14 protein-coding genes are annotated in these 18562 nt (G+C 67.5%); 6 read left to right on the forward strand and 8 right to left on the reverse strand.

What is annotated here, in order from left to right; translation table 11 throughout:
• Window positions 1-15: 15 nt before the first annotated feature.
• Together HYU53_03250 and HYU53_03255 are read right to left on the reverse strand one after the other, a co-directional pair.
• Complete coding sequence (locus HYU53_03250) at window positions 16-2910, reverse strand: TonB-dependent receptor (GenBank protein ID MBI2220204.1); 2895 nt, start codon at window positions 2908-2910, stop codon at window positions 16-18.
• Window positions 2911-3024: 114 nt separating this feature from the next.
• On the reverse strand, window positions 3025-4101 hold the full coding sequence (locus tag HYU53_03255; GenBank protein MBI2220205.1) for a LacI family DNA-binding transcriptional regulator: 1077 nt from the start codon (window positions 4099-4101) through the stop codon (window positions 3025-3027).
• Between the two features lie 74 nt (window positions 4102-4175).
• Here HYU53_03255 and HYU53_03260 point away from each other — a divergent pair, with 74 nt between their 5' ends.
• Entirely contained in the window at window positions 4176-5345 is a 1170-nt protein-coding gene (locus HYU53_03260; protein MBI2220206.1) for an MFS transporter, read from the forward strand.
• On the opposite strand, the gene HYU53_03265 is transcribed toward HYU53_03260, so the two are convergent.
• From HYU53_03265 to HYU53_03290, 6 genes are all read right to left on the reverse strand, one after another.
• Window positions 5335-6336, reverse strand: coding sequence for a PHP domain-containing protein (locus HYU53_03265; GenBank protein ID MBI2220207.1), 1002 nt, complete (start codon window positions 6334-6336; stop codon window positions 5335-5337). The two genes, HYU53_03260 and HYU53_03265, sit on opposite strands and share 11 nt — an antisense overlap.
• 13 nt (window positions 6337-6349) lie before the next feature.
• A complete protein-coding gene (locus tag HYU53_03270; GenBank protein MBI2220208.1) occupies window positions 6350-6754 on the reverse strand; it encodes a DUF1579 family protein in 405 nt (134 codons plus the stop codon).
• A 100-nt stretch (window positions 6755-6854) separates the two neighbouring features.
• Window positions 6855-7295: a PIN domain-containing protein gene (locus HYU53_03275; protein ID MBI2220209.1), complete on the reverse strand. Its 441-nt coding sequence runs from the start codon at window positions 7293-7295 to the stop codon at window positions 6855-6857.
• Window positions 7286-7501 carry a hypothetical protein gene (locus HYU53_03280; GenBank protein MBI2220210.1) on the reverse strand — a complete coding sequence of 72 codons (216 nt, stop codon included), beginning with the start codon at window positions 7499-7501 and terminating at the stop codon, window positions 7286-7288. Before HYU53_03280 ends, HYU53_03275 begins: the two co-directional genes overlap by 10 nt.
• Before the next feature lie 118 nt (window positions 7502-7619).
• Entirely contained in the window at window positions 7620-8996 is a 1377-nt protein-coding gene (hydA, locus tag HYU53_03285; GenBank protein MBI2220211.1) for a dihydropyrimidinase, read from the reverse strand.
• A complete protein-coding gene (locus HYU53_03290) occupies window positions 8993-9862 on the reverse strand; it encodes an acyltransferase (GenBank protein MBI2220212.1) in 870 nt (289 codons plus the stop codon). Before HYU53_03290 ends, hydA begins: the two co-directional genes overlap by 4 nt.
• A gap of 66 nt (window positions 9863-9928) precedes the next feature.
• On the opposite strand from HYU53_03290, the gene HYU53_03295 reads away from it, so the two are divergent.
• From HYU53_03295 to HYU53_03315, 5 genes are all read left to right on the forward strand, one after another.
• On the forward strand, window positions 9929-11071 hold the full coding sequence (locus HYU53_03295) for an NAD-dependent dihydropyrimidine dehydrogenase subunit PreA (protein MBI2220213.1): 1143 nt from the start codon (window positions 9929-9931) through the stop codon (window positions 11069-11071).
• A 32-nt stretch (window positions 11072-11103) separates the two neighbouring features.
• Entirely contained in the window at window positions 11104-12564 is a 1461-nt protein-coding gene (locus HYU53_03300; protein ID MBI2220214.1) for an NCS1 family nucleobase:cation symporter-1, read from the forward strand.
• A 15-nt stretch (window positions 12565-12579) separates the two neighbouring features.
• A complete protein-coding gene (locus HYU53_03305) occupies window positions 12580-13908 on the forward strand; it encodes an aminotransferase class III-fold pyridoxal phosphate-dependent enzyme (protein ID MBI2220215.1) in 1329 nt (442 codons plus the stop codon).
• A gap of 66 nt (window positions 13909-13974) precedes the next feature.
• Complete coding sequence (locus HYU53_03310) at window positions 13975-15492, forward strand: CoA-acylating methylmalonate-semialdehyde dehydrogenase (protein MBI2220216.1); 1518 nt, start codon at window positions 13975-13977, stop codon at window positions 15490-15492.
• A 29-nt stretch (window positions 15493-15521) separates the two neighbouring features.
• Entirely contained in the window at window positions 15522-18557 is a 3036-nt protein-coding gene (locus HYU53_03315; protein ID MBI2220217.1) for a TonB-dependent receptor, read from the forward strand.
• Window positions 18558-18562: the final 5 nt, after the last annotated feature.

The following is an 18562-nucleotide window of genomic DNA, read 5'->3' on the forward strand; positions in this document are numbered from 1 at the left end:
CGCCGTTTCGTGGCGTTAGAAGCCGTAACGAACGCCGAGCTGGAGCCGGCGACCGGGATCGATCAGGCTGCTGGGACGCCCGAAGTTCGGGTTCGTGGCCGGCAGCGTCGGGATGAACCCCTCGTACCCGGTGAAGTTGTCGAAGCTGAAGATGTTGAAGCCCTGGAAGATGACGGAAACGGCGTGCCTCTCCGCGAACCGGAAGGCTCTTTCCACCTGCAGGTCGACGCTTCGAAACGCCCAGGCGTTGGGAACGATGAAGTCGAACTGTTCCGGGCGTCCCTCGTTGCGGCGCACGCGCCTGAGATCCACCGCGTTGCCAAGCGACTCGTCCACGATCGTATACGGCGTCCCCGAGCCCAGCGTGATGAACGTGCTCGCGATGAAATCCCATGGCAGCCCGACGATCCCCGTCACGACGAGGCGATGCCGCTCGTCGTTGTCGATCGGATGCCGCGGGTAGTCCGCCGCCGTCGGGAAGTCGAGGCTGAACAGGTCTCCGCCGGTCTTCTCGGCTTTCCCGAGCGTGTAGGTCACGCTGAACCCGTAGCGCGTGCCGCCGATCCCGTAGGGTCGATCGGCCTGCACGTAGAGACCGTCGTACCACGACTTCCGGCCCTCGAGATCCGACCTGAGGATGTTCGAGAACCCGGGCACCGGCTGGCAGCACGTGCCGTCCGGCCGCCGGTTTCCAAACAGGAACGTGAACAGGTTCCGGCTGCGCATGCCCGAGTAGGTGACCGACGTGACGATCCCGCCGAAGCTGTGGCGCACGCCGAGCGACCACTGGTCCGACACCGGCGGCTTCGTGTCGTTCGCGATGAGAAACACTTCGGGGTTCGGCGCGCGCCCCCTGGCGATGAGCGTCTGCAGTCCCTGAACGCTCAGGAACGAGGGATCCCACGGGATCGTGTCGACCCCGTCGCGAATCCCGCCCGCGGCGGAGAACTGGAACGTGCGGACGGCGTACTGCAGCCGGAACCGCTCGTCGAGCGTGGAGTTGTAGAGCACGCGATCGAAGTAGCGTCCCCACCCGCCAAAGGCGATCGTCTGGCCGTCGCCGGACATGTCGTACGAAAATCCGAGGCGCGGCTGCCACATGCCGTAGTACGGCGGGCGATCGTCGCCGTCGGTGAAGTACGCGCCGCCGTCCACGAACGACGCGGTTGCCTCGCGCACGTTGTCGGGCGTCACGTAGTCGTTGTTCAGCATGTCGGACTCGTAGTCCCACCGCAGGCCCAGGTTGAGCGTGAGTCGGCTGGTCGCGGCCCAGTCGTCCTGCGCGAAAAACCCGAGCTGCGAGTTGGTGGCGCTCAGGTCCGGGTCGCCCACGCCAAACTGCGCGCGCGCCGGGAAGTCCCAGCTGATGCTGCCGGCGTAGGTGAAGATCGGATTGCCGGCGAACAGCTTGCTCACGTCGTAATCGACGTAGCTCAGCACGCCGCCGCCCTTCACCGTGTGATTGCCCCGCCACTTCGAGAACCGGGAGTAGTCGTTCCTGAGCGAGATGCGCTGCTGCACGATGTGCTGGTCGGTGTCACGGCCGCCGATCCTGAGCAGCCCGTCGTAGTTCTGGCCGATGATGCCGGGGTTTTCCGCCGTGGGGTTCCAGCGATAGCGCTGGTACGACACGTACGTCTCGTTGAGGAACGAGGTGGCCGCGAGCTGCCACTTGCCCTGCACCGAGTCCACGCGGTTCCGCACGTTCTCCGCCGACTCGAAGCTGGTGCGGCCGCCGAAGCCGCGGATATCGGTCTCGTCGCGCCAGTTGTACGTCACTTCGAGCTGCTGGGCGGACGCCGGCTGCATCGAGACCTTGCCGAACAGAAGCTTTTCGCGAAACGGGCTGGTGAACGTGCCCTCGAACGTGCGCAGGCGCTCGACGAGCGCCGGCGGCGCGTTCGACACCGTCCCCGCGATCACCGTGCTGTCGCGATCCTGCCGGTTCTCCTCGTAGGACCCGAAGAACTGCACCTTGTCCTGCACGATGGGGCCGCCGACCGACGCGCCCCACTGCCACCGCTCGAACGTGGGCTTCGGCGTGGTCTTGCCTTTCACGAGCAGCCCCGCGGCGTCCCGCACGACCGTTTCATTCTCCACCAGGCCCTTGTCCTGGTAGAAGCCGAACACTTCGCCCGAGTAGCGATTGCCGCCGCTCTTGGTCACCGCCGTGATGATGGCGCTCGCCGCCTTCTCGTACTCGGCCTTGAAATTCTGCGTGAGCACCTGGAACTCCTGCACGGCGTTCTGCGGGAACGGGTTGCCGCGGCTCGCGTCCTGGCCGACCACGCCGCCGTCGATCACGTCGTTCTTGAAGCTCACGCCGTCGATGAACACGTTGACGTTCTGCGACGGCAGCGCGCCGGCCGAGAACTCTTTCCGGGTTTCGTTGTCCGACACGCGGACGCCCGGCGCGAGCGCCGCGAAGTTCAGGAAGTTGCGGCTGTTCTGGGGGAGGTGCTGGATCTGCTCGCGGGTGACGTTGGTCGTCACCTCCGACTTTCGCGTATCCACCAGACGGGTCTCGCCGACGACGGTGACGTCTTCGGTGTAGATGACATCAGGCGTGACGCGGAAGTACACCGTGACCGTCTGGCCGACGAGCACTTCCACCGTCTTCGCCTCGGGCTTGTACTGGGCGAACGCAACGGTGAGCCGGTATTGGCCCGGCCGAAGGCCGGCCAGCGTGAACGTGCCGTCCTCGGCGGTCGCGGTCTCGTGCGTGAATCCGCTCTGCACGTGCCGCGCCACGACGCTCGCGCCGGGGAGCACTCCGGCGTCATCCGACACGGTGCCCTGAATCGTGGCCGTGGACACCTGGGCGCCCGCGGCGGTTGGAAGCGCGAGCCACGCGAGAGCCAGTGCAAGCATCCACACCGCCGGACGTCTCGCTTCCGTCGAACGACACATGGGAGCCTCCTTGGCGCCTGGCGGGGGTGTGCCCCTACTAAAACGTTTCACTAGCCGAACCGTTTACACCCGTCCGGCGGAAGTTGTCAAGGTGAGGCAGGCGGCAGTGCCGGGCTACAAGCTGGGCTGGATGGGCGCGGGCCCGCTCGATCCGCGTACGACGAGAACGGGTTCCACCCGGATGGATGTGTCCGAGCTGCCGGCAGACGGACGGGCGAGGCGCGCCAGCAGCGTCTGCGCGGCGAGCTCCCCCATCTCGCGCAGCGGCTGCCGCACGGTCGTGAGCGCCGGCTGCTGATACGCCGCGCTCTGCACATCGTCGAACCCGACGACCGACACGTCTTCGGGAACGTTCAGGCCCGCCTCGCGAAGCGCCCGTATGGCGCCGATGGCCGCGATGTCGTTGAACGCGAAGAGGGCCGTGAAAGGCTCGCGCCGGGCGAGCAAGTCGACGGTGACGCGATATCCCAGTTCGGGCGAGGGGAGATCCCCCTGGAGCTGGACGACGAGGCGCGGGTGGATCGGGAGGCAGAGCGCCTTTGATGCCGCGTGAATCGAACGCCAGCGCGTCTCGGTGTCCGAGCTGAATTCCTGCCCTTTGATCACGGCGAGCCGCCGGTGTCCGAGCGACGCGAGATGCTCGAGCGCCAGCCGCGCGGCCCTCGCGTGGTTCAACTCGATGTTCGTGACGCCCTTCGCGCGATCGTGACCGGAGACCGCCACGACCGGCACCGGCAGATTGTGCACGCCCGGGGTGTCCACTGCGATCAGTCCCTCGACCGCGCGGTCGAGGAGCAGCCGCGGATACTCGGCGATGAGATCGGCGCGGTGACGGTGGCTGGCCACGAAGTACAGGTAACCCTCCTGGAGCAGGTAGTCCTCGATGCCTCCCATCACCGTCGCGGAGTAACCCTCGCTGATCTCGGGGACCAGGACGCCCACGGTGAAGCTTCGCCGCCGCTGGAGCGACCGCGCGAGGGTGTTCGGGCGGTAGTTGAGGCGGCGCGCCGCGGCGAGAATCCGTTCGTGCGTGCGGTGCGGAATGGACTTCGCCGCAGGCGCCCGATTGATGACGATCGATATCGTGGCGGGAGACAGTCCAAGATAGTCGGCGAGCGTCCTGAGGGTCACGGGCTGTGCCCGTGACGTCTCGAGCCGGCGCCTCGATCCATTCGCAGTGCGTCGGGCCACGATGTCAAGTGTCCCACAGCGGCAGGGCCAGAGGCCAGCGGTCCACCGCGCGGCGGATCTACAATCGGCGCGCGATGATCAGCAGGAGCGCGGCCATGCCGCTTGCCGCCGCGCACGCCGCGTTTGTTCTGACGGGCACGCTGACGACGCTGCTTGGACCGATCCTGCCGGTGGTGAGCGCCTCGTGGTCGCTCGACGACACCGCGGCGGGCGCCCTCTTTGCGGCGCAGTTTGCCGGTTCGATCGCGGGCACCGCGGTCTCAGGCGCGCTCGTCCAGCGAGCCGGATTCAGCGCCGCCGTCACGCTCGGCCTCGCGCTGATGTCGGCAGGAACCGGAGGGCTTCCCCTCGCCGCGTGGCCAGGGGCGCTGCTGCTTGTCGGCAGCTACGGCGTGGGGCTGGGGATCACGATTCCGGCCACGAACCTGTACGTCGCTGAATCGGCTCCCGGACCGAGGAGCGCGGCCCTCAACATCCTGAACCTGGCGTGGGCCGCCGGCGCGGTCGTGTCTCCTCCTGTTTTCGCGTGGATGGCGGCGCGAGGGCGCACGGACCTGTTCTTCTTCGGCCTTTCGGCCGCGCTCGTCGCGGCGGCAATCGCCTGCGCGGCGTCAATGCGGGCCCGAGTTGAAGGCGCGGCGAGTCTCCAGCCGCCGCCCCGGGGCGCGCGCGGCGCCGCCACGCAGCCGGTGTACTGGCGGTCGACCGCGTTCATCGCGTTCGCGGTGCTCTTCTTCGTCTACGTCGGTACCGAGAACGCACTGGCCGGGTGGGTGGCGGTCTACGCGCACCGGGTGGAGTCCTCCGCGGCGTCACTGTCGATGTCCACGCTGTTCTGGGGGGCGTTGATGCTCGGCCGTGCCGTCGCACCCTACTCGCTCCGGCACGCAAGCGAGACGGCGTTGATCCTGTGCTGGCTGTTGCTGGCGGCGATCGGCACCGTGCTCCTGCTCCGCGCCGCGGATCTTGCCGCCATCGCCTTCAGCACGGCGCTGTGCGGTTTCGGCCTGGCCGCCGTGTTCCCAACGACGATCGCACAGCTTTCGCGGGAGTTCGGTGGGGCGAGCGCCCGCGCCGCCGCAATCGCGTTCGTGTTCGCCGGCCTCGGCGGCGCGGTCGTGCCCTGGCTGGTGGGCGCATGGTCGACCGCCACCGGCAGCCTCAGAACCGGACTGCTGGTTCCGCTCGCGGGATGTCTCGTGATGCTGGCGCTGCACGCCTGGCGCCCGAAGGTCAGGGCCTGACGACAGGCTGCGTCCACGCCACGTTGCCGTTCGAGTCCATGATCTTCGCGCGGACGTAGCCTTCGCCTCCCGCGAAGTCGTAGGTCGCCGGGCTCGCAATCGCCTCCTTCAGCACGCGGCCTCCGCGCCCGACGAACAGCACGCGGTACTTCGCCATGGCCTGCCCGTCGATCACGATGGTCATCCGCCGCTCGTCGACCGTGTAATCGCGCAGCACGACGCCGGTGGACGCGTAGAACTCGCCGCGTTCCAGCGCGTTCAGCACGTTGCCGGCGGTCAGCTCGCGCGCGCGCACCATGACCCAGCCCCGGCCGGGGAGCGCCGCCATGCGGTCCCACGGCCGCTTGAAGTTGTGCGCATCGTCCACCGCGATGCCGTAGACGAGCTGCCCGCTCGACAGGATGCGGTCCCAGACCTCTTCGAGGCCGGGAAGTCCCCCGCCACCCTCGTTGTTGACCAGCGGGTGTCCGTTGAAGATCTCGAACAGGCGGTAGTTCCGGACCTGCACCAGCTCGTCGGGGCCGATCGCCCAGCCAAAATTTGGATGGTTGATGTGCGGCACCCCTCGCGCGTCCCGGACCGCGTTCACATTGCGCTGCACCGTTTCCACAACAGTCTTGCCCCCTTGAGGCTCGACGAACCGCTCGACGTTCAGGCCGTTGACGTGGATCGGTTTATCGCCGGCCCGATCCGTGACCTCTTCTCCGCCGACGACGATGAACTGGCCGGGAGCGCCCACCAGCGCGTTGAGGGCATCGACCCGGGTCAGGTAGTTGTGGTCGGTCAGCACGAGGAATTGATATCCGTGCTCGCGATACCACCGCACGACCTCCTCGGGCGTGCTGTCGCCGTCGCTGTTCAGCGTGTGCGTGTGGGTGTTTCCCTTGAACCAGCGGAGGGCCGGCGGCCCCTGGGCAACGAGCCAGGCTGATTCCTGCAGCACGACGACCGCGGCAAGCGCCGCGGCGCACAACAGAACGCGTGAGGGCATCGAGCGCTCCAAACTATTGGGGACGGCCGTTCGAGATGCCGGTCGACATCGAATCGGTCCAGCTCCCCACGTACTTCTTCTTCGCCGGATCCCACGCGGACATGCCGTGGCCGTGGAACGCCGCGCCGGGCATCACCTCGCCCTTGAAGTCCGTGATCAGGCACAGCCCGCCGCACCCGATCGTGTTGACTTCGACACCCTTGGACGTGGCCGGAGGCGCACCGGGCTGCATGTAGGTCTCGACGACGGCGTCCCAGGTGCCGGCGTCCTCCTTGAGCAGCTCGTGCTCGGCGCCGGGCTTGGGCATCGGCGGCATGCCCTGCGGCGTGCCGGTCTGTGACGATTGCGCGCGCGCCGGCGCCGCGACGAGCAGCACGCAACCCATGGCGAACACGAGCGCTGATTTCCACAACGTCATACGTCCTCCTCCCCCCGAAGCCCCCTGAAACAACGACGTAAGGCCGGCATTCTGCGCTCGTTGACGGCACCAGCACACGTGGCGAGCGCCGCGCCACGCTTCAGGCGGCGTAACTGGCGAGCTGAATGACGCGAAGGCCCGGAACGGGTGGCAGCCGGCGGTCGTTGGTCACGAACGTGGTGCAGTTCATGGACAGCGCTGCGACGAGCTGCAGCGCGTCCGGCGCCTTGACGCCGGTTGCCGCCCGGAGCTGGGCGGCAGCCCGCAGCTGGTCGCGGGTGAGATCGACAATCCGAATTCCCCGGCTGCCCACCAGCAGCGCCTCGTATCGCTCCGCAAGCAGCCTGTCGCCGCCACGGTAGGGTACGACGAGGACCTCCAGCAGCGTGAGCGCAGACGTGACAAGGGTCCGGCTGCCCTGGTCGGCATCGTGAAAGAGGGGCGCGACGATTGGGAGAAAGGCCGGGTGCTCTTCTATGAAGTAGATGAAGACCGCCGTATCGATCGCGACGTCCTTCCCGACCTCGTCGATCAGTCCCATGATCCGCGTTCTTGACGGACATGGGTTGCCGCATCGATGCCCTGCCAGTGCTCCTTGCCAAGGCCCTGCAGATCGAGGATCGACAACGGCTTCGGCTTGTCGAGCGCCTCGGTCAGCAGGCGCGTGACCTCCTGCGCGACGGACCGGCGCTCGCGCCGCGCCCGCGCCTGGAGTTTCCTGTAGAGGCCGTCGGGCAGGTTCTTGATGTTCAGCGTCGCCACCAGAGCGTATCCTCCATTTTTCCTCCATTTTGGAGGAAGAAGACGGCGGTTGTCAAACGGCCGGCGAACTCCCCCAGTCCACCGCCGGAGACGCCAAGAAGCGCTACATCCTCGAGAGCCTCTTCACGAAGGCCCCCGCCCCCGCTTTCCCGGTGAACTTCCCGCCATCGACGATGACGCGGCCGCGCGAGATGACGGTGTCGGTCGCGCCGGTGACCTCGCGTCCTTCGTACGGGTTGTAGTCCACCTTCATGTGCAGCGTCTTCACCGAGAGGCGGACCTTCTTCCGCGGGTCGAAGACGACGAGGTCCGCGTCGGAGCCGGGGGCGATGGTGCCCTTGCGCGGGAACAGGCCGAAGATCTTCGCCGGCGCGGTGGACGTCAGCTCCACGAAGCGGTTCAGCGAGATGCGGCCGGTGCGCACGCCGCCGTCGTACACGAGGCTCATGCGCGTTTCGATGCCCGGCGCGCCGTTCGGGATCTTCGAGAAGTCTCCCTCGCCGAGCGTCTTCTGCTCCTTCATGCAGAAGGGGCAGTGGTCGGTGGAGATGGCCTGCAGGTCGTTGAACGCCAGCCCGCGCCACAGCCGCTCCTGCGTCTCTTTCGATCGCAGGGGCGGGCTCATCACGTACTTCGCTCCCTCGAACCCCGGCTCCTCGTAGTTGTCGTACGACAGGAACAGGTACTGCGGGCAGGTCTCGGCAAATGCCGGCAGGCCGCGGTCGCGCGCCTCGGTGACCATCTCGAGCGCCTCGGCCGCCGACAGATGGACGATGTAGACCGGCACGTCGGCGATTTCCGCGAGCGCGATCGCGCGGTGCGTCGCTTCCGCCTCGGCGCGCGCGGGGCGCGTGAGGGCGTGGTACTTCGGCGCGGTCTTCCCTTCGGCGAGCGCCTTCTTGACCAGGACGTCGATGACGCCGCCGTTCTCGGCGTGCATGCAGATCGTGCCGCCGTTTCGCCCGGTCCGCAGCAGCGCCCGGAAGATGCTCGCGTCGTCCAGCATGAAGACGCCCGGGTAGGCCATGAACAGCTTGAACGAGCTGACCCCCTGCCGCACGAGCGCGTCCATCTCCTGCTCCACCTGGCCGGTCAGCTCGGTGATGATCATGTGGAAGCCGTAGTCGATCGCGGCCCTGCCCTCCGCCTTCTTCATCCACGCCTCCCACGCGTGATGCAGCGTCTGGCCGTGGTACTGGATGGCGAAGTCGACGACCGTCGTCGTGCCGCCGTGGGCGGCGGCGATCGTGCCGGACTCGAAGTCGTCGGCCGACGTCGTGCCGCCGAAGGGCATGTCGAGATGCGTGTGCGCGTCGATGCCGCCGGGGAGCACGTACTTGCCGGCTGCGTCGATGACGCGGTCCGCCTGCATGGAGAGCGACGAGCCGATCGTCGTGATCGTCTCGCCGTCGATGAAGACGTCGCCCCGATAGAGATCGGTCGCGGTGACGATCGTGCCGTTCTTGATCAGGAGGGTCATCGCGGCTCCACCATCGCGCCGTAGCTCTCTGGCCGCCGATCGCGATAGAACTGCCAGACGCGGCGCACGTCTTCAATCATGTCCAGGTCCATCTCGGCGGTGACCAGCTCGTCCCTGTCCTCCGATCCCTGCGCGAGGAAATTGCCGCGCGGATCGACGAAGTAGGACGTGCCGTAGAACCTGCCGATGTTCCAGGGGGCCTCGGTGCCCACGCGGTTGCTGCACGCCATGAAGTAGCCGTTCGCCACCGCGTGCGCCGGCTGCTCGAGCTTCCACAGGTACTGCGAGAGGCCGGCGACGGTCGCCGACGGATTGAAGACGATTTCGGCGCCGTTCAGGCCCAGCAGCCGCGCGCCTTCCGGGAAGTGCCGGTCGTAGCAGATGTACACGCCAATCGTCGCGAAGCGCGTCTTGAACACGGGGTAGCCCAGGTTGCCCGGTTTGAAAAAGTACTTCTCCCAGAAGCCGGAAGTGTGGGGGATGTGGTTCTTGCGGTACTTGCCGAGGTATGCCCCGTCCGAATCGTACACGGCGGCGGTGTTGTAGTAGACGCCGGCCTGTTCGCGCTCGTACACGGGGACGACCATCGCCATCCGGTACTTCTTCGCGTACTGCGCCATCAGCTCGGTGGTGGGGCCAGGCACTGGCTCGGCAATGTCGTACCAGTGCGGGTCCTGCGACGGGCAGAAATACGGCCCGTTGAACACCTCCTGGAGGCCGAGGATCTGCACGCCTCGCCTGCCGGCCTCTTCGATGAGCGGGATGTGCGCATCGATCGCCGCCTGGCGCACTTCTTCGATGGGCGCCGCCGGGTCGGTGATGGGGGCGGCGGCCTGGATGAGGCCGCCCACAACGCGTCTGGGCATCGGCAGATCTCCTGATTGGCGGCCATTATAGTGAGCTATAGTGGCCCCTGCCGCGAGGACCATACCATGTCTACCCAGCGCGCAGAACTGGCCGTCACGTTCACGGGGCTGCGGTTCGAGAACCCGTTCCTGCTGGCCTCGGCTCCGCCCACCGAATCCGACACGAACATCATGCGCGCGTTCGAAGCCGGGTGGGGTGGCGTCGTCACGAAGACGATCGGGCTGCACCCGGTGGTCAACGTGGACGGACCGAAGACGAGATTCCTGCGCGCCACTCCTGACTCACCTCGCCTCTCCATGCAGAAGCGTCCCGGCACGGCGCTGCACTCGTCGTGGAACTGGGAGCTGATCTCCGACAAGACGATCGACTGGTGGGCGCCGCGCCTGTCGCGGATCAAGGCGGCGCACCCCACGCGCGTGCTCGTCGCGTCGATCATGGCGGGCTCCGGTTCGGATCAGGAGCTGGCGCACTGGCAGACGCTCGCGAACATCTGCCAGGACGAAGGGGTCGATGCCCTCGAGCTGAACCTCTCGTGCCCGCACATGGACCGCAAGGACATGGGCTCGAACATCGGCAAGGACCAGGGCCTGATTTCCGTCGTCACGCAGGTGGTGAAGGAAGTCGCGCGCGTGCCGGTGTGGGCCAAGCTCACCCCCTCGACCACCGACATTGTCGAGGAGGCCCGCGCCGCGTTCCTGGGGGGCGCCGACGCGATCTCGTCGTCGAACACGTTTCCATCGTTGCCGTTGGTGGATCCCGAGACGCTCGAGTTCGAGGTCAACGTGGACGGCCTGGTGTCGAGCGGCGGCCTGGGCGGTCCCGCGATCCTGCCGCTGTCGCTGGCGAAGATGTCGCAGCTCGTGCAGGCATTTCCCGACCGGGCGTTTTCCGGCATCGGCGGGATCGGCGAGTTCGCGCACGCGCTGAACTACTTCCTGCTTGGGTGCGGCACGGTGCAGGTGTGCACGGCGGCGATGCTGGACCATGCGGTGGGGCCCAACGTGATCAAGGAGCTGACCTCCGGCATGCGCGCGGCGATGGAGCGGCACGGCTGGTCGTCGCTGGAGGACTTCCGCGGCACCCGGCGCGACCGCGTCGTCGTTCACTCGAAGATCCGGCGCCCCGGCGCCAAGCCGTACCACGGCGGCTACGAAGAGGGCTATGCGTCGGCGGAGGACGTGGCGGCGCGCGTGGAACCGCAGGCGTGAGGACCGGTGCGGCCGCGGGCGAGTTCGTCGAGCTGACCGAAGACGTGTCGGCCAGCCCGCTCTGGAACCCGGACCTCGCGCCGACGCCGCTCTCGCGCCGCACGTGGACCACTTATCATTTCGCGGCGCTCTGGATCGGCATGAGCGTGGTCATCACGACCTACACGCTGGCCTCCGGCCTCATGCAGCAGGGCATGACCTGGTGGCAGGCCATGCTCACCATCCTGCTGGGCAACGCGATCGTGCTCGTGCCGATGATCCTCAACGCGCACGCGGGCACGAAGTACGGCATCTCGTTCCCCGTCCTCTGCCGCGCGAGCTTTGGGGTGAGGGGCGCGAACCTTCCCGCGATCCTGCGCGCGCTCGTCGCGTGCGGCTGGTTCGGCATCCCGACCTGGATCGGCGCCCTCGCGCTGCACACGCTGCTGACGGCCGCATGGCCCGCCTGGCGCGGCGTGCCCGGGAACGCCGGGATCGCGTTTGCGATCTTCTGGCTCGTGCAGGTCGCGATCATCGTACGCGGCCTCGAGGGCATCAGGCGGCTCGAGAGCTGGTCGGCGCCGGTGCTGCTCGGCGGCGGGTTGCTCCTTCTCGGCTGGGCGGCCGCGCGGGGCGGCGGCCTCGGCCACGTGCTCGCCGAGTCGTCGCGCCTGCAATCCGGCCGCGGATCGTTCTGGGCCCTGTTTCCAGCGGCGCTCACCGCGAACGTCGGCTACTGGGCGACGCTGAGCCTGAACATCCCCGATTTCACGCGGTATGCGCGCAGCCAGCGCGCGCAGGCGCTCGGGCAGGCGCTGGGGCTGCCGACGACGATGACGGCCTTCGCGTTCATCGGGGTGGCGGTGACGAGCGCGACAATCGTGGTGTTCGGCGAGGCCATCTGGGATCCGGTCGCGCTCATCGCGCGGATCGGCAGCGCGCCCGTCGTCATCCTCGGGGCGCTGATCGTGGTGGTTGCGCAGTTGACGACGAACATGGCGGCCAACGTCGTGTCGCCGGCGAACGACTTCTCCAGCCTCGCCCCCCGGCGCATCAGCTACGTGTCCGGCGGTCTCATCACCGCGGTCATCGGCATCGCGATGTTTCCGTGGAAGCTCTACGCGCACGCGGCGGCGTACATCTTCACGTGGCTGATCGGCTACTCCAGCCTGATGGGGGCGATCGGCGGGATCCTGATCGCGGATTACTGGGTGGTCAGGGATCGAACGCTGTCGCCGGCGGACCTGTTCAAGGTGCAGGGGCGGTACACCTACAGCGGCGGCGTGAACTACCGCGCGATCGTCGCGCTGGCGGCGGCGCTCCCTCCTGTCATCCCGGGGTTTCTCCGCGCGGCGATGACGCCCGGCGGCCAGGTGACCAACCCGACGCTGTTCGACGCGCTCTACACGCACGCGTGGTTCGTCACCTTCGGACTGAGCTTCGCCGTCTACCTGGTGTTGGCAGAACGACAGACTCCCGTGCCGCGCGTTGACACTCCCGCGTCCGGGGGGTAGTGTTCGAGGATCCCTATGTCTACCGTCACAGCCGGCATGAGCAGCCGTGAAATTGTCGATCTCTCACGGCGCCACACGCTGTTCGAGTGGTCCGCGCAAAGCCAGGTGGATCCGATCCCGGTCGCCGGCGCCAAGGGCGTGTATTTCTGGACGCCTGAAGGCAAGCGCTTCCTCGACTTCAACAGCCAGCTGATGTGCGTGAACATCGGCTACGGCGACGAGCGCGTGGTCCGCGCCATCCAGCGGCAGGCGGAGACGCTCGCGTACGCGAACCCGTTCATGGCGACCGAGGTGCGCGCGCGGCTCGGTGCGAAGCTCGCGACGATCACGCCCGGGGACATCGACACGTTCTTCTTCACCAACGGCGGCGCCGAGGCCAACGAGAACGCGATCAAGCTCGCGCGGTTCTTCACGGGCCGCCACAAGATCCTCGCGCGCTACCGCTCGTACCACGGCGCGACGGCCGGCAGCATCTCGCTGACGGGCGACCCGCGGCGGTGGCCCGCCGAGCCCGGGATCCCGGGGGTCGTGCACGTCCTCGATCCGTACCACGGCATCCAGCGCGGGTGGGAGGACGCCGCCTCGTCGCTCGCGATGCTCGAGGAGATCATCCAGCTCGAAGGCCCGCAGACGATCGCGGCCTTCATCCTCGAGCCGGTCACCGGCACCAACGGCATCCTCGTGCCCCCGGAGGGGTACCTGCAGGGCATCCGCGCGCTGTGCGATCGTCACGGCATCCTCATGATTGCCGACGAGGTGATGTCCGGCTTCGGGCGGACCGGCGAGTGGTTTGCCGTCGATCACTGGAAGGTCGTGCCCGATCTGATGACGATGGCCAAAGGGCTGACGAGCGCCTACGTGCCGCTCGGCGCGGTGGGCATGCGGCAGCACATCGCGCAGCACTTCCGCGACCGCGTGTACTACGGCGGGCTCACCTACAACAGCCACCCGCTCGGGTGCGCGGCGGCGATCGCCACGCTCGACGTCTACGAGGAAGATCGCCTCATCGAGAACGCGCGACGGATGGGGCGCGTGATGAGCGGCCTGCTCGCGGATCTGGAGGCCCGCCACCCGTCGGTGGGCGCCGTGCGCTCGATCGGCCTCTTCGGGATCGTCGAGCTGGTGCGCAGCCGCAAGACCCGCGAACCGATGGCACCCTTCAACGGGACCTCGCCCGAGATGAAGGCGCTCGGGCACGAGTTGCGCGAGAACGGCCTGTACACGTTCGTGCGCTGGAACACGTTCTTCACCAACCCGCCTCTGTCGATCACCGAGGCGGAGCTGCGAGAGGGTTTTGCGATCATCGACCGCGCGCTGGCGACGACGGATAGAGCGGTTGCGTAGCGCGAGCCTGTCAGGCTCGCGCGGACGGACCCGAAAGGTCCGTCCACACGTATGAGGGGAACAGAGATGGCTCCAGGGACCGTATCGACTCCCGTCAGCACCGTGCCGTTCTGGATCAACGGCGCGCCCGCCGGTTCACGCGGCACCCGGCGGGGCGAGGTGACCAATCCGTCGACAGGAGCGGTCATCCGGACCGTGCCGTACGGTGACGCGCAGGACGTGGATCGCGCCGTCGCCGCCGCGGCGGCCGCCTTTCCCGCGTGGAGCGCGCTTCCGCCGGTGCGGCGCGCGCGGATCCTCGCGCGGTTCCTGGAGCTGCTCAACGCCCGCAAGAGCGAGCTGGCCGCGCTCGTCAGCGAAGAACACGGCAAGGTGTTGCTGGACGCGGCGGGATCGGTGCAGCGCGGCATCGAGGTCGTGGAGTTCATCTGCGGCGCGCCACACCTGCTCAAGGGAGAGTTCGCGCCGTCGGTCGGGCGCGACGTGGACACCTATTCGCGGCTCGAGCCCATCGGCGTCTGTGCCGGGATCACGCCGTTCAACTTTCCCGTGATGGTCCCGCTCTGGATGTTTCCCGTCGCGCTTGCGTGCGGCAATACGTTCGTCCTGAAGCCGTCCGAAAAAGATCCCTCGCCCAGCATTCGACTCGCGCAGTTGATGAAGGAGGCGGGCCTCCCCGACGGCGTGCTGAACGTCATTCACGGCGACCGGGAGGTGGTGGACGCCATCCTGGCGCACCCGGGCATTCACGCCGTGTCGTTCGTGGGCTCGACCGCGGTCGCGCGGCACGTGTACACGACGGCCGCCGCCGCCGGGAAGCGCGTGCAGGCGCTTGGCGGCGCAAAGAACCATGCCGTGGTGCTGCCCGACGCCAATCTTGACATGACCGCCGATGCGCTCGCCGGAGCGGCCTACGGGTCCGCGGGCGAGCGCTGCATGGCGATCTCCGCCGTCGTCGCCGTTGGCGAGATCGCCGATCCGCTGGTGCGCGCGATCGCCGATCGGACGCAGCGGCTCAAGGTGGGGCCGAGCGGCGCGGACGGGATGGACATGGGGCCGCTGGTGACGCGCGAGCATCGCGCGCGCGTGAAGAGCTACATCGACGCGGGCGCCGCCGAGGGCGCGGACCTCGTGGTGGACGGGCGCGGCCTGTCGGTTGCGGGGCACGAGCAGGGTTTCTTTCTCGGGCCGACGCTGTTCGACCGCGTCACGCCGTCCATGTCGATCTATCAGAACGAGATCTTCGGCCCCGTGCTGGTCGTGCTGCGCGCCGGCACGCTGGACGACGCGATTGCGCTCGTGAACCGCAATCCGTACGGCAACGGCACCGCGATCTTCACCGAATCCGGCGCCGCCGCCCGCAAGTTCGAGAACGAGATCCAGGTCGGCATGGTCGGCATCAACGTCGCCATTCCCGTGCCGGTCGCGATGTTCCCGTTCGGTGGATGGAAGCAGTCGCTGTTCGGCGATCTGCACATCTATGGGCCCGAAGGGGTGAAGTTCTACACGCGCACGAAGGCTGTGACGACGCGCTGGCCGCGCGAGAGCGCCGGCAGCGGGTTCCACATGCCGACGCTCGGGTGACCCGAACACACGTAAACAAGGAGCATAGAATGCGGACGAGGCATTTCCTCGCGGCCGCCTGCGCCTGGCTGGCGCTGGCGCTTCCGGCCGCGGCGCAGACCCAGATCACGACCGCCGTCATCGAAGGCGTGGTGGTCGATTCGAGCGGAGCGGTTCTGCCGGGGGTGGATGTGGAGGTTCGCAACGTGGAGACCAACTTCACGCGAGCGCTCGCCACCGATCTCGACGGGCGGTTCGTCGTCCTCCAGGTGCCGCCGGGCCGCTACCGCGTCACGTTCAGGCTGGCCGGCTTCGCGACGCTCGTCCAGGAGGACGTGCTCGTGACGGTTGGCGTGGCCGTACGGCTGAACCCGGTGATGAAGGTCTCCGGCGTGGCAGAAACGGTGACGGTGTCAACGCAGGCGTCTCCCGTGGAGCCGACGCGGACGGCCGCGGCCAGCACGCTCGATCAGAGGACCATCGAGGCCACCCCGATCCTCGGGCGCAAGTTCGAAGACCTGCTGACGCTCACGCCCGGCGTCTCCGTCGTGCAGGGGCCCGACGGTGACGAGATCACCTTCTCCGGGCAGCGCGGCGTGTTCAACAACATCAGCCTGGATGGCGGCGACTACAACAACGGGTTCTTCGGCGAGCAGATGGGTGGTCAGCGCGCCGCGATCGACATCACGCTCGAAGCGGTCAAGGAATTCCAGGTCGTCGCCACCGGCGCGAACGCCGAGTTCGGCCGCACGGCCGGCGGCGTCGTCAACGTGATCACGAAATCGGGCACCAACGACCTCCACGGCAGCCTGTTCCACTACCAGCGGCTGGAGGACCTCACGTCGAAGACGTCGGACGGCAAGACGCTGACCGATTTTCACCGCGAGCAGTTCGGCGGCACCGCCGGCGGGCCGATCGTGCGAGACAAGGCGTTCTACTTTCTCGCGTTCGAGGGCATCCGCGAGCATTTCATCCGGCCGAACCTGTCGGAGGCGATTGGCTCGCCGTGCCCCGTCGGCTCGCCGACGCTTGCCGCCAACGAAGCGCTGATCGCGGGCAGCGCCGACTGCCAGAGGCTCGCGCTGCTGAACTTCTTCAAGACCACGCGCGGATCGGACGAGGGGCAGCCCGTCGAGCACGCGATCAACAACAACGCCGTCCTCGCAAAGGTGGACTGGAACCTCGGGACGAACCACAACATCGCCGCGTCGTATAACTTCGACTTCTCGAAGAACCGCAACCAGACCTTCGATGTCCCCACGTATGGAACTTCGGCGAACGGAACGGAAGGGCCGTCGAAGATCAACATCCTCAACCTGAACCTGTTCAGCACCCTCACGTCGAACAGGCTGAACGAGTTCCACATCACGTACTCGCGCGAGGACCGGCCGCGATCGGCGACCCCGTCGAATATTCCCGCCGACACGGGCATCGGGTTCGCCCCGTCGTTCCGCTTCGGCAACCCGTTCTTCGTGGCGCCGAACATCGACGAGCTGGTGGAGCGCTTCCAGATCAAGAACAACTTCTCGCTCGTCCTCGGCCGGCACACCCTCAAGACCGGCGGCGAGTGGCTGCACACGAACAACTTCCAGGTGTTCCGCGGCTTCTTCGAGGGACGGTATCTCTTCGACAGCGTCCCCGGATTCCTGCGTTACGCGTCGCCGGCGGCTCCCGGCGGGTTCGGCCCGTACACCATTGCCTGCTCCAACGGCTCGTACGTGACGTCTCCAACGCCGTGCCCCGCGGGCTCGGCGCCGACCGGCGGCCCGTTGCTCTTCTATCTGCAGAGCAGCAGCCCTGACGGCATTGCCCGCGACGATGCGGGCGCGTCGGACATCTCGAACGAGGAGTTTTCGCTGTTCATCCAGGACCGCTGGCAGGCGGGGGGCGGCCTCACCCTCGACTACGGCTTCCGGTGGGACGCCCAGTTGATGCCCGAGACGGTCGATCCGGCGACGACGGCGTACGCCGCGTTCCTGAACGACCCGCGGTTCCCGTCCGACGGCACGATCCCCGACCAGTGGAAGCAGTTCCAGCCGCGATTCGGTTTCGCGTGGGACATCGGGCAGCGCGGGAAGACGGTCGTGCGCGGCAGCGCGGGTCTCTTCTATGCGCGGCAGAACATGCTGAGCCAGGTGGGCTCGGTCACGACCAACGGCATCCAGCAGAAGAGCGATTTCCGTGCGTCCGCCTTTGCCGACATGCCGGTGTGGCCCAACCTGCTCGCGCCGAGCGCGGTGCCCGCCGGCACGTTCCCGCTGTTCACCGGCGTTCGCGTGTTCGACAAGGACTACCGCAACCCGAGGATCTTCAGCGTGAACGCCGGGTTCGACCGCGAGATCGTGCCCAGCGTCGCCCTCTACGCGGACTTCACGTACGCGCGGGGCGACCACCTGACGCGGTTCCTCAACTACAACGGTCACGGGACCGCCGCCGCGCCCGAACAGCCGCCGACGCGCGACACGACGACCTATATCGGGAACAACCCGTTCTCGCTGCAGCTGGGCGACGTGTTCGTCACCAACAGCCGCGGCCGGTCGCGCTACCGCGGGGCGACGTTCGGCGTGCGGAAGCGGTACTCGCGGAACTACCAGTTCGAGGCGAACTACGTGCTCTCGAAAGACGAGGACGACGACTCGAACGAGCGCGACCCGTTCACGGACCGGTCGTTCAATTTCTACGACCTGAGCCTCGACTACGGGCCGTCGGATCGCGACATCCGCCACAAGTTCAACTTCTTCACCTACGCCGAGCTGCCCGCGCGCGTGCTGGTCAACGTGCGCGTGCAGGCGAGGACGGCGCAGCCCATCACGACGTCACCGCGCGTGCTGAACGGCAACGACCGGGGCCGCAACTGGGACCGGAAGGACAACGGCTACTTCTCGCTCGACTGGCGCCTGCAGCGGCCGTTCGCGGTGGGCAAGGGCGCCCGGATCATCCCGAGCGTGGAGATGTTCAACACGTTCAACAACGCGAACAACATCAACCCGCTCTCGACGCCGGCGCTGTTCAACTTCGACGGGTTCCTGCGGCAGGGCGTCGGCGACCCGCGCCAGGTGCAGGTTGCCGTGAAAGTCACCTTCTGAGGCGC

Source organism: Acidobacteriota bacterium (genome assembly GCA_016184105.1).
Classification (GTDB): domain Bacteria; phylum Acidobacteriota; class Vicinamibacteria; order Vicinamibacterales; family 2-12-FULL-66-21; genus JACPDI01.